Source organism: Caballeronia sp. AZ10_KS36 (genome assembly GCF_023631105.1).
Taxonomy (GTDB): domain Bacteria; phylum Pseudomonadota; class Gammaproteobacteria; order Burkholderiales; family Burkholderiaceae; genus Caballeronia.
In genome coordinates this window covers 120,269-132,598 of the sequence record NZ_JALQDQ010000033.1, presented here as the reverse complement: position 1 = coordinate 132,598, position 12,330 = coordinate 120,269, and the positions used below count along the sequence as shown (strand labels likewise).

Here is a 12,330-nt window from a genome sequence, read left to right as displayed (position 1 = left end):
ACCGGCATTGACGAGTCACCGGCCGCGAGGCACATAAGCTTCAAAGCGATTGCAGCCACTTCATCAGGTCTTTGTCTTGGTGCCATCCGTCGCGAGGCGGGGATGCCGCCGAAGCCGTCGGAGGCATGCATGCTGCGAGAGCGGCTTGCTTGGTTCGCATCGTGATCTCGGCGTACCGATTAGTTGTGTCGAGACTGACATGACCGAGCCAGGCACGGATGACGTTGGTTTCAACTCCCGACTCCAGCAATCGGACCGCGGTCGTGTGTCGAAACACATGGGGCGAAATATTCCTGCCTTGATCGTGGCCATCGCTTCGCACAAGGTTCTGCGTGTTCCGCCTGACGAGTTTGTAGATACCAAAGCGCGTCAGCGGTTGGCGTCGACTCGAAACGAAGAGTGCTGCTTTCGCGTCGCCGCCCTGCACCGTATCCAATTCCTTGAGCAAAGCGGCCGTTTCGGGCCAGATGGGGCAGCCCCGCCACTTGTCGCCCTTGCCATGTAGTCGCACGCGCAGCGGCCCCTCGAGATCGACATCGCCGACGCGCAGATCGGCGATCTCCTGTACGCGAGCACCCGTGTTGTACAGCAGCATCAGCAAGGCTTGATCGCGCAGCGTCCCCTGCGAAGCAAGCGTCCGGAATAGCCGGTCGATCTCATCGTGTTCCAAGTAGCGCGTTGGCGCGGGCGATGTCCGCTTGTTCGGGATAGCCTCGACGCGCTCTGCCTCGGCCAACATCTCGCAGTGATGTAACGCCACAAAGCGATAGAAGGTATGCAACGCGGCCAAGCGCTGGTTGCGCGTTTGCGGCTTGTTGTGGCGCTGAACCTCGATCATCTGCAGGAATTCGAGTACCCTCTGCGATGATAGATCCGTCAGACTGAGACGAGTGACCGGTTTGCGACGCGCGTGAGAAACGAAGGCGAGGAACAGCTTGATCGTGTCTCGGTAACTCCTGACCGATCCGGGACGTAGTCCCTTCTGGACCTTCAGATAGTCTTCGAAGAAGCTGAACAACACCTGCCCGACGGTGCTCATGATTGTTCTCCTCCAGGTACGAACATCCGAAATCGTCTGTCGGCTTCGTGCAACAACTCCTCGGTGATCGTCAGGTACACGGCAGTGGATGCCGGGTCTGCATGTCCGAGGAAGGTTGACAGATGGATCAAGCGCGAATTCGGATCGATTCCCGAGCGATACCAACGCAACAAGGTTCCGACCGCGAAGGCATGCCTCAGATCGTGTAGCCGTGGGGTGCATACACCGCTCGGGATGTTCAACTCGAGGTGCGGCAGTAGCGAGTGAAACGTTAGGCTGATCGTGCCTTCATGGATGGCTCCGCGCTTGGTGAACGTGAACAGCGGGGCCTCGGGATCGGGGCGCGGGCCGAAGCGTCGATCGACATAGCGTGCCAGGCGCTCGCCCATGCGTGGACCAAACGGCACAAGCCGGGACTTATAGAACTTGGTATCCCGCACCGACAGCATTGCACTCTGGAAATCGACGTCCCCCACCAACAACCTGGTGACTTCGCCGACCCGCAAGCCCAGCCCGTACAGCAAGGCGAACACCATCTCGTAGACCAACGCGCGATGTGGCGCCTTCGGCCGGGTACGCATGCCTCGGGCGGCCTCGAGCAACCGCTTCGCGTCGTCAAGGCTAAACAGGTAGGGGATGCGCTGGCCGGTCACGCGGCGAGAACAGGCATTGACCGGGTTGCCCTCGAGCACTCCTTGGATCGATGCCCAGTCGAAGAATCGCCGCGTTACGCCCACAAGGTGGTTGTAGCTGCGCACACGGGCACGCGGACGTGAAGCGAGGAAGGCGTCTATCTTAACCCGCGTTCGTCGCGCAAGTAGCTAGCAAATCCGGGAGCTTCCGATTCGAACGGGAACGGCTTGCGTTGACGATGTGGCCCGACGCTGCCATACAGCGCCAACTCCAGCATCTGTCGAACTGGATTACGCGCGTCATAAGCGACCTTCGCGCGAGCGATATCGGAATTGCACGACTTACCGTGAATCGACAGCCAGTGCTGCGCGAAGGCATCAATGTGGTCCAGCGCAGTCTGGCCGTCGGTTGCGCCGCGGGCGCTTGCGAATTCGCCGAACTGGCAAAGAATCGGCACCCGTCTGAAAACGTTGCGGTCCGCATAGCCCTGTGCACGCAGCCAACTGACGTAGTGCTCGATATAAGCCCCGGCGACGTTGGCCAGAATACGATCGACGGTGGCCGGCTTGACGTAGTAGTACTCCAACATGACAACCTCCGTTCCAAAATGGGAAGGGAGATTGATCATCCACCATCCGACCTGCGTTATGTGTCCGCTCGCAGTCGAGCCTTGAGGCGCGGTGCGCGTCTCAGGCCGCTAGGGCACAAAACGAGTCCGGGCACAAAACTACGATTTTGTGGCTGGCCACAAAATCGTAGATGCCGCGCCGAGGAACGCCGCCTAAGGCCACGAACGCTCGCGCGTGCGCGTCGAACAACATCTCGTGACTTTGCGTCGGATAGGCCACCAGCCAGAAGGCACGACTCGCGGCGAGCTTCATGTGGGCAACTTCTATCCGTCGCCTCAGCCCTCCGATAAAGACATACTCGCAACTCCAGTCAAACTGGAACGCTTCGCCGTATTCGAATGCGAGCGGCACGAAGGCACCGCGCTGCGCCCCAGCATCGCGTGCCTTCTTCCAGTTGCGCACAAACGCTGAGACGCGGTCGTAGCTCCCGTCGTAACCGGACGCGCGCAAATCCTCATATATCTGCGTTGCGGAACGACGCTCTCGCCTAGGTCGCGTTGTGTCGGCGACCAGCCACAACCTTAATTGCTCAGACCACGGGTCAATAACGCTGTCGTTGACGCGTTTCGGATACTTGGGCTCGCCCGTCGTGGGCTCGCGCAGCCAACGTCGAATGGTGTTTCTCGAGAGCCCCGTCTGTCTCGCAATGTCCCGAAGCGGGACGCCGTCGCGGAAATGCATCCGCCGAATCTTGGCCAACATGCTCACGGTAATCACTCCGTTCTGCTGCTTGGCGTCCAAGCAGGAAGTTGAACATGTGGGTCAATTTTCGATGCAAATTTCTAGCGGAAGTGGGTCAGTTTTGCGCGCGCATCAACATACAAGAACAACGAGAACAACCGCCGGCGTAGGGTGTGGCCTTTTTCTAGGGTCCCGTTTTCGACGGGTACCTGCACGACGTGCGCACCGATGCGCAGCAAGACCCAAATGCAGTCTTCACCTCCGCTGAGTTCCGAACGAGCCGTGTTCAGGCCGAACGTGTGAGGCAGGGATACTCAATTTCGTCCATGCGTCGTGCCGCGGTAGATTTGCCGGCTTCGACGACTTGAACTCAGTCGAACGCGTCCTACAATGGACTTCATCGTAACCAAGCCTCTCTTTGTCCCCAATGACATTTCCTGTTAGCGGCAATTTGAAAGTGCAAACAGAGATGCTGACCTTCCTCGTCATCTCCCACCTTGCGACCAAATTCGCGACCGGTGGATGGATGTCAACAGAGAATACCGTCGAGTCTTCCGTTTTCTGGTCGAAATCAATGCAGCGCGACGAAGATGTCGTAGCCCGGGTTATGTTGACAAGTCGTGCGCTATCGATTTCGAAGGTCATCGAAGCTGAGACTGGCCTCACGCTGAGCGGCAGCGCTCTAGCGTCCATCTTTGACAGCAATCTGCGGTTGGACTTCTCCTCTGCCACGACTCGCGATATTTACGAGCGGTGTTACAGGCATCTTCTGATGGTCAGGTAGGTTCAAAACCATACTCCAAACTATCTGCGCCTCAGGCGGAGCAATTTCGACGACGACCGCGTGGTGAACGCCAACCGAGCAGAGACCCTTACCCAAATCTACTTGCGCAGCAGTCGCAAGCCGTTCGCAACGACGAGCAGGCTCGCTCCCACGTCAGCGAACACGGCCATCCACATCGTCCCGAGTCCACCGATGGTCAGTGTAAGAAAGAGTGCCTTTATGCCAAGCGCCAACGTGATGTTCTGGACCAACACCGTGTGGGTCGCCTTCGAAAGACGGATGAACGTGGGAATCTTGCGCAAATCGTCATCCATCAGCGCGACGTCGGCCGTCTCGATAGCGGTATCCGTACCCATCGCACCCATGGCGAAGCCGATGTCCGCCCGCGCGAGTGCTGGTGCATCATTTATGCCGTCACCCACCATGCCGACCATCGCATTAACACTCGACAGGCTCTCGACCACGCGCAGTTTGTCCTCGGGAAGCTGGTCACCCTCGGCGCGGTCGACGCCCACTTCCTTGGCAATCGCTGCCGCAGTGTGTCCGTTGTCACCTGTGAGCATCGCGGTTCGCACGCCGAGCGCGCGGAGCTCGGAGATTGCTTCGCGGCTCGATTCCTTCACCGTGTCGGCAACAACAAAGAGACCAAGCACACGCTTGTTATCCGCGAGCATAACCACAGTCTTTCCGTCTCGCTCGTATGGTTCTAGTCGAGCCTCGAGTTCCTGCGAACAACGGCCAAGCTCCTCAACGAGGCTGTGATTACCGAGGGAGTAGTGGCGACCATCCACGCGTCCCGCGATACCTCGTCCAGGAATCGCCTCAAACTCCTCGACTGAGAGCCGCGCCACGCCATCGGCATTTCCTGCTCGCGTGATGGCTGTCGAGACAGGATGGTCTGAGCGACTCGACAAGCTGGCCGCAATAGAGCGCACGAACATGCTTTCGATGTCGGTCGCATGGAGCTCGAAGGCGACTTGCACCGGCTTACCGTAGGTAATAGTGCCCGTCTTGTCGAGTGCAAGCCAACGAAGCCTCCGACCCTGCTCGAGGAATGTGCCGCCCTTGACCAGAATGCCTTTGCGAGCAGCGGAAGCAAGACCACTAACTATAGAAACCGGCGTCGAAATCACAAGTGCGCAAGGGCAAGCGATGACGAGCAGCACCAGTGCCTTGTAGACCCAGTCAAACCATGCGCCGGCGAAAAGGAGCGGCGGAACGATGGCGACGCCAAGCGCAACCACGAAGACAATCGGGGTGTAGACCTTGGCGAACTGGTCGACAAATCGCTGCGTCGGGGCTTTGGTGCCTTGAGCGTCCTCGACCGCATGAATGATGCGCGCGAGCGTCGAATTGTTCGCCGCAGCGGTGACTTGAAACTCGAATGAACCCGATTCGTTGATGGTGCCTGCGAAGACGTTATCGCCGAGACCTTTTTCAACCGACATACTTTCGCCAGTAATTGGTGCCTGGTTGACCGTGGTACGCCCCTCTGTGACAGCCCCGTCAAGCGCAATACGTTCTCCAGGACGTACGCGCACAATCGCGCCCAAGTCGACGCGTGCCGCGTCAACGTCGACCCACGAACCATCTGCCTGCTTGACCGTCGCGGTTTCGGGCGCGAGGCTCATCAACCCTTCGATTGCGTTGCGGGCTCGGTCGAGCGATTTCGCCTCGATGAGCTCGGCAATTGTGAACAGCACCATCACCATCGCAGCCTCGGGCCATTGGCCTAAGGCCAACGCGCCCGTAACCGCGATGCTCATCAGCGCGTTGATGTTCAGGTTCAGATTCTTGATGGCGACCCAGCCCTTCTTGTAGGTGCCAATACCGGAACACGCAACGGCCACCAAGGCAAGCCCTGCTACGACCCACACTGACGCACCGAGCCAGTCGGAAACTTCTGCACCGAACGCGGCGACACCGGCGATGACCAATGGCCACCAGGACCTCTTGACCTGCCTCGGAGCGTGACGTGCGGCCGCTTCGTCGCCGAGTTCCGGCGTGAACCCAAGAGTCGAAAGCGCTTTGACGACTGCTTGGAGACCGTCGGGCCGATGAACTACTGTGAGGACCCGCTGCATGAGATTGAATTGCATCTCGGAGACCTCAGCCATTCCGCCGAGCTTCTTGCGAATGAGCGCTTCCTCCGTCGGGCAGTCCATCTGCATTATCCGCATCTGAGTGCTGACCAAGCCTCCGACCGCCGAAGACTGAGTGAGCGCAGCCAGAGCGGGCTGCGCTTTACTGTACCCACCATGCGGTGCGTGGTCGTGTCCATGGACGTGGTCACATTGCGCGTCTCGGCGATGCTCATGAACGTGACGATTGGTCGAATGCCCTGCGTCGTCATGCACCCGTCCTGTCGCATCTTCATCGAGTATGTCTGCGCAGGTATTTCCACGGCAACAACCATCGTGCGTCTCGCGCTTTGTTTTGGCCTGTTGCAACGCGATGTCCGAGCTTTTTTTACCGCAACAATCTTCCATGTCTGCTATCCGCTTGGTATATGCTCCCAGTAAACACCTTGGAGGAACTCCAAGGTCAAGGGTTTTTTGGGGGACAGATGTATGAGAATTGGCGAACTGGCAAAGGCGGCCAACTGCACAACAGACACGGTCCGGTTCTACGAAAAGGAAGGCTTACTCCCGCCGCCTGAGCGGACCGAGGCGAACTATCGTAACTACACTCCCGCCCACATCGACCGTCTCCGCTTCATACGAAACTGCCGCGCGCTTGACATGACGCACGATGAAGTTCGAGCGCTGCTGTCCGCATCGTACGAGCCGAGCATCGGATGCGGCACCATTGACTCGCTGCTGGACGAGCACATCGCGCATGTCGACGAACGTATCGCAGAACTTGTCCGCCTGCGGGAACAACTGGGTACTCTGCGCGCCCGTTGCGCGGGCGACGCGGCGGTCAAAGAGTGTGGAATTATGCAAGGTTTAACCTCGATGGAAACCACGCTTGAGAAACATCGAGGAACTCATCTGGGCTAGGAGGCAGCGGTTCATCGGCCTCACGAGCCGCGATTATCCTCGTGCTAATCCGAACGTTTGCAGCAACAAGAACGCGTTGAGTGCCAGGACGATGACCGCTGCCCCCGCGGCCAGTATGGTCGTAGATGCGCTATTCTTGCGGACACCCATGATGTCCTGTCGGCTACTAAACCATAGCAGCGCCAGCATCGGAAACGGCAACGCCAGGCTCAACACGACCTGACTGATGACGAGCGCAGTTGTAGCATTTACGCCGAAGCCGACTACCGCAAAACTGGGCAACATGGTCACGACCCTCCGCACCCATAGCGGGATACGAAAGCCAACGAATCCCTGCATAATCATCTGGCCGGCCATCGTTCCCACGACCGAGCTTGATATCCCGGAGGCGATTAGGGCAAGTAGAAAAATGCCTGCAGCGCCAATGCCCAGCAGCGGTGCCAATGTGTGATATGCCGTCTCGATTTCGGCGACATCAGGGTGTCCCTCGTGGAATGCGCCGGAAGCCATGATGACCATGGCCATATTGATAAGGCCGGCAGTGCTCAGCGCGATGACCACCTCGAGGTTCGAATACGCCAGTAGCGTGGTGCGTTCAGCTTCTGTCTCTGGGAGCATGCGCCTTTGAGTTAACCCAGAATGGAGGAACAACGCATGTGGCATGACGGTGGCACCAATGATGCCGACAGCAATAGTGAGAGCTTCTGAATCTGGAAGACGTGGCGAAAAGGTATGCGTGAAGACTTCTGGCCAGGCGACCCGTACGATGAACAGTTCGGCTAGGTAAGACAAGCCAATCACGCCCACCAGCCCCCCGATTGCAAGTTCGAGCGGACGGAAACCGGCGCGCTCAAACAACAGAAGCGCGTAGGTCACGAGAGCGGTGACAACCATGCTGACAAACAAAGGCATGTGGAACAGCAGGGATAGACCGACTGCTCCGCCCGCCCAGAAACTCGGCCAAATCCGTGGCCATCGCGGCCACCTCGCTCACGCCCCACATGAGAAGGACGAGGGACTTCGGAAAGTGTTCGCGGCAGAGCTCAGCGAGGTTTCGTCCGGTAACTATCCCCAGCTTCGCCGAAAGCGCCTGAAACAGCATGGCTATTAGATTCGCCAACAGCACAACCCAGAGGAGCGTATAGCCGTACTTCGCGCCAGCCTGAATGTTCGTCGCGAAATTCCCTGGGTCCATGTAGGCGATTGAGACGACGACCGCCGGGCCAAAAAACGGCAGGAACACCCGCGCGCCTCGCCCTTCGAGCCGCTCTCGCATCGCCGACTTCGTTTGCTCCGTCAGGGTTTTACGTCTGTCCTTGCGACGGGCACGGTCGTCCATTACCACTCCAGCCTGTCATCTGATGCACGCGCTGCACGTCAGCAGTCCGCCTGCACGCTGACACATCATTCGCCAGCGTGCTTGGCTTGCCACCTCTTCATGTAAGCAATCTCCTCATCTTGTGCCTTGATAATGTTCTTGGCCAGTCGCTTCATGTCGGGGTCCTTTCCGTACTTCAACTCCACCTTCGCCATATCCACGGCGCCTTGGTGATGGGGAATCATGTGCGCCACAAAGTCCTTGTCGGTGTTGCCCGTGTAGGGCGGAGCACTCATGTTTTTCATCATCTGTTCGCCGCCCTCCTTGAAGGCATGGGTTGCAGGGTTCGAATCACCGGCGGTCGACCCGGCCATACTCATGGCGGGCATCGACGCACTCTGCTGTGCGTGCACCGCGAGCGAAGCGCCCGAGAGGGCCACGCCAGCACAGACGGAGATGACATTGAGGAAGGTTACGTATTTCATGCTGGAGCTCCTTGCAAGTGAAATCAGTTGGATGGGTCCTGGCGATGATGATGCGCATCGGCATGTCCAGAGTGATGCCCGTGAGCGCCGTGCTCGTGATGGTCGCCCTCCATCATGCGCATCATCTCCGGACCACCTGTCCTGAAAAATACGACTGTCAAGACGATGAAGATTGCACCAAAGATGATGTCGAGTACGGTCGTGTAGTTGAATGTAATCGCTGCGTCGACGACTGCCGTGTGGCGTTCGCTCGGCACCCACCCGAGCGACTGGAAAAGCCCTTCGACCACGAGTGCCGCTGAAACCATTGAAAGATAGAAGGTCACAGCGAGGAACACCGTCATGCGGCCGCCGTAGTATTTCCTGTAGATGTTGAGGATGGGGAGAATGATGAGGTCGCCAAAGATGAAAGAAGCGACGCCACCGAAGCTGATGCCACCGTTCCACAGTACTGCTGCGAGCGGCACGTTACCCACGGAACAGGTGAACGACGCAACGGCAATCAGCGGGCCTACAAACGCGCCCCAAATCATCGCGACCGTAGGGTGGCTGACGAGGAAGAATTTCTGCCAGAAGCTGTCCGGCACCCATGCGCCGAGCGCGCCCGCGATAAGCAACCCTATTGCAATATCGCGCCAAAGCATCGACCAGTTCATCACGTAGCCGTGACTGATGGCTATCCAACCCTCTCTGGAAGCGAGACGTTGCTTCCAGGTCCCTTGCTGTTTGCTCATCGACATGGCGGCGTGACCCTCCATGCTGCCGGCAATACCCTCGTTCGCCTGTTCGATAGCCTCGCTTTTCAGCGAGCCCTTGAGAAAGAATCGGAAGAGTAGCGACAAGACGACAATCATGACTGGGCCGCCGATGAACTCAGCGGCTGCGAACTGCCAGGTAATCAGCACCCACATCAGCACGCCGAGCTCGAGCACGAGATTGGTTGCTGCGAACTGGAACGCCATCGCGGCCGTGAAGTCGCCTCCCTTGCGCACGATGGAGCGGGTCATCGCGACGGCGGCATAGGAGCAGGAGGACGAGGCAGCGCCGAGCAGACTGGCAGTTGTCAGCGACCCGGCGGACGCATTCGGAAGAAGCTTCGACATCTCCGACTTGGAGACAGCGACTTCAATCAAAGCGGAAAACAGGAAGCCGAGACTCAGCCCCCAGAATATCTGCCACAACATTGTGAAGGACATCCACAACGCGTGACCGAGGGCAGTGACAATCTGCATCGCAACCTCCTGCGAAGACTGCTACATCAGCGGTGCGCGGTTATAGAAGTAAATGCCGTGCGGTGATTTCCCGACCTTGATAGTGTTCACGAGCTTCAACGTCTTCATGTCGATAACGCCGACATAGCGCGTGAAACGGAACGTGACCCACAGGTATCGCCGGTCGGGCGTGAGCTCCATGTCATCGGGCCCGGGCAGCAACCCTGCGATGGTTCCCACATTAGTCAGCGTGTTCTGGTCTAGGATGCTGATGGTATTGCCGACCCGATTCGTCACGAGCACATGTTGGCCGTCGGCAAGGGAGCGGAAGTTGTGCGCCCCTCTATCCGTGTGAATTGTCTTCACGATTTTGCGCGCCCGCCAGTCAATGACGGCCACATAGTCAGCACCGGTCATGCCAATCAGCAGATACTTGTCGCCGGGCGTGAGCCACAGTCCTGCCGGCGCTTTGCCAACAGACATCTTCCACAGCACTGTCTGTGTCGCAAGGTCGATGGCGGCAACTTCTCCGGACTCCTGCAACGTGACGAAGACAATCTTGCTGTCGGCCGTGAAAATCATGTGGCTTGGCATCTTAGCGAGCGGCACCCGCTTGGCGAGCGAGACATTCTTGCCGTCGTAGTGGTAAATATCCACACGGTCAAGACGCAGTCCGTTGGTGACGAACCACTTCCGGTCGTAAGAAAAGCCAAGCTGATATGGGTCTTCGATGTCGGGAACCCACCTCTGAGTCTTACCTGTTTTCGGGTCCAGAAACACGAGGTTATTGCCCACCGAGTTTGCGACAATCAGAGACTGGTTGTCTGGCGTCGCCATCAGATGGTGCGGCTCTTTACCGACCGGGAAAGTGTCAACGACTTTCTGACTCGCCTGGTCGATGAGACTTACACTCGCGTCCGCCGAGTTTAGAACGATGACGTTCTCCGCCAAGGCGGGTGTACTTGCGAGTATCGCGACGGCAAGAGCGCCAAGCATATATCGCATCGGAGATATGCTCGGCTTCATGAAGCGAGCACCGTGGGATGAAAACCCGCGGCTTCGATTGCTGCCATGACCAGTTCCTGGGACACGGTCGAATCGACCTCGACAACCTTGCCGGCCACGTCGATTGCCACACTGGCTGCGGCGTCCTCCCGCGTGATGGCTTGCGTGATGGCGCTCGCACATCCGCCACATGACATGTCCTTGACTTCGAATTTCATTGCTGGCTCCAGCAGTTAGAAGCTCTGATGCTGAACCTTCCCATTGCGGGAAGGTCAAGCTTGTTCTCCGATTGCGCATGTCTTCCAATTCACGCGCAGGAACCGCGGGAAATGCAACGCCAAGGCCTCGTGGCGTCCGCTTTCCCTGATGGAGTCCCGCGACAGGTTTCACGCTAGCAAGCTTCAAGCCTGTGTTTTCCGGTGACTTCCGCCTTGAAGCGTCCATCTTTAGACCGCGCTCGGGATTTTCTCGACATGCCTGAGCGCAATCGCGGGCCCAACTTTGTTTCCTTGATAGCGGACAACTTCTCGAATAGGACGCACCGACGTAAATTGAAGCCCATTGAGCATGCTGGCGGCGACCGAAATGAGATTGGTTACGACCGACGGAACAGGATGGCATCGGCGGCAACGTGAGCGATTCTCTTAACCTGCAACGGCTCGTCATCGCACAGAAGTCAGCCGCCGAGGAATGAGCATCAAATTGAAGCGGAGCATCAAACCGAAGACCATCCGTTGCGCTGAAGTGACCGGGTGGCAGGTGCTCCGAGCAAAAACCAAATGTATGTTGAGCTCGCTAAAGTTTTTTGTCTAAAACCACAAAAAGAACATATCACGGCTGGCGCGAACGTTTAAAACAGCGGAAAGCGCGGTGCTCAGGTGCAGCACAATCGGGTTCAGTGACTTGTTGCTTTGCTGGGCGTGTCGAACTCTAAAGTCTTCTCAGGGTGAGCGCGAGCGTATGCGTCCTTGTTCTTTTTCATGGAAGCCGCGCTAGGCGGGTACTCCGACCGTCGAAAAGGCAAAATACCATCCTTGTAGGCCTGGACGAGTTCACGCCGAACCTCCTCGCGCGTTTTCCCCCGGTTCAACGGACCTTCATCGCCATAGGCTACGCCATTGACTCCTACTGTCAGCAGCATGAGCGTCGCGATTGCAATAATGAGTTTCATCGCATTCTTCCGTTGACCAAAATTCATATTGGCCTTCTCTTCAGTGTACAAGTCCGAAGCTGCTTCACGATGACGCGAAAATGATAAAACTGCCATTTGACTGTAATTTTTTGCCGACACCTCTCTCATAGAAAAAGAGAGAGCAAACGATGGAAGTAACGGTCGCTAGCCCAAGCTTCGCTGTTTATGGTGAGCAAGGTTATTTTGTTTGATGTAGACGACGGGGGCAGTTGCCAGGAGAACCAAGAATTACCTAGTACGGGACAAAAAAGTAGAAGCGTCCTAAGCCGGACTTTAGCCCCGAGGATAGCAGTAACAAGAATAGCGCGTCGCCCGGTTGACCTGACAGCTCTTAATAGCCGGTGAGAGACG

Annotated in this window: 10 protein-coding genes and 2 pseudogenes; 1 reads left to right on the top strand and 11 read right to left on the bottom strand. The window is 57.6% G+C overall.

Annotation, left to right across the window (positions count from 1 at the left end):
* Window positions 1–40: 40 nt before the first annotated feature.
* The 5 genes and pseudogenes from NCR35_RS20380 to NCR35_RS20360 form a co-directional block, all read right to left on the bottom strand.
* Window positions 41–1,039: a tyrosine-type recombinase/integrase gene (locus tag NCR35_RS20380; RefSeq protein ID WP_029672325.1), complete on the bottom strand. Its 999-nt coding sequence runs from the start codon at window positions 1,037–1,039 to the stop codon at window positions 41–43.
* Window positions 1,036–1,797 carry a tyrosine-type recombinase/integrase gene (locus NCR35_RS20375; protein ID WP_144403836.1) on the bottom strand — a complete coding sequence of 254 codons (762 nt, stop codon included), beginning with the start codon at window positions 1,795–1,797 and terminating at the stop codon, window positions 1,036–1,038. The genes NCR35_RS20380 and NCR35_RS20375 overlap by 4 nt, the downstream gene beginning before the upstream one ends.
* 32 nt (window positions 1,798–1,829) lie before the next feature.
* Window positions 1,830–2,261 carry a hypothetical protein gene (locus NCR35_RS20370; RefSeq protein WP_029672327.1) on the bottom strand — a complete coding sequence of 144 codons (432 nt, stop codon included), beginning with the start codon at window positions 2,259–2,261 and terminating at the stop codon, window positions 1,830–1,832.
* A 163-nt stretch (window positions 2,262–2,424) separates the two neighbouring features.
* Window positions 2,425–3,009: pseudogene (istA, locus tag NCR35_RS20365) on the bottom strand (IS21 family transposase); the annotation flags it as partial.
* 855 nt (window positions 3,010–3,864) lie between these two features.
* Complete coding sequence (locus tag NCR35_RS20360) at window positions 3,865–6,255, bottom strand: heavy metal translocating P-type ATPase (RefSeq protein ID WP_375294348.1); 2,391 nt, start codon at window positions 6,253–6,255, stop codon at window positions 3,865–3,867.
* A gap of 81 nt (window positions 6,256–6,336) precedes the next feature.
* On the opposite strand from NCR35_RS20360, the gene cadR reads away from it, so the two are divergent.
* Complete coding sequence (cadR, locus tag NCR35_RS20355; RefSeq protein WP_033536745.1) at window positions 6,337–6,768, top strand: Cd(II)/Pb(II)-responsive transcriptional regulator; 432 nt, start codon at window positions 6,337–6,339, stop codon at window positions 6,766–6,768.
* 33 nt (window positions 6,769–6,801) lie between these two features.
* On the opposite strand, the pseudogene NCR35_RS20350 reads toward cadR, so the two are convergent.
* From NCR35_RS20350 to NCR35_RS20325, 6 genes and pseudogenes are all read right to left on the bottom strand, one after another.
* Window positions 6,802–8,107, bottom strand: a pseudogene (locus NCR35_RS20350) (Nramp family divalent metal transporter).
* 65 nt (window positions 8,108–8,172) lie between these two features.
* Window positions 8,173–8,571 carry a CopM family metallochaperone gene (gene copM, locus NCR35_RS20345; protein ID WP_029672334.1) on the bottom strand — a complete coding sequence of 133 codons (399 nt, stop codon included), beginning with the start codon at window positions 8,569–8,571 and terminating at the stop codon, window positions 8,173–8,175.
* Between the two features lie 23 nt (window positions 8,572–8,594).
* The gene (locus NCR35_RS20340) at window positions 8,595–9,803 is read right to left on the bottom strand and encodes a permease (protein WP_029672335.1); all 1,209 of its coding nucleotides are present in this window, start codon (window positions 9,801–9,803) and stop codon (window positions 8,595–8,597) included.
* A 21-nt stretch (window positions 9,804–9,824) separates the two neighbouring features.
* A complete protein-coding gene (locus NCR35_RS20335; RefSeq protein ID WP_250535775.1) occupies window positions 9,825–10,778 on the bottom strand; it encodes a YVTN family beta-propeller repeat protein in 954 nt (317 codons plus the stop codon).
* 26 nt (window positions 10,779–10,804) lie between these two features.
* Window positions 10,805–11,005: a heavy-metal-associated domain-containing protein gene (locus NCR35_RS20330; RefSeq protein ID WP_029672337.1), complete on the bottom strand. Its 201-nt coding sequence runs from the start codon at window positions 11,003–11,005 to the stop codon at window positions 10,805–10,807.
* 677 nt (window positions 11,006–11,682) lie between these two features.
* Window positions 11,683–12,009 carry a DUF4148 domain-containing protein gene (locus NCR35_RS20325; protein ID WP_233392123.1) on the bottom strand — a complete coding sequence of 109 codons (327 nt, stop codon included), beginning with the start codon at window positions 12,007–12,009 and terminating at the stop codon, window positions 11,683–11,685.
* Window positions 12,010–12,330 lie beyond the last annotated feature (321 nt).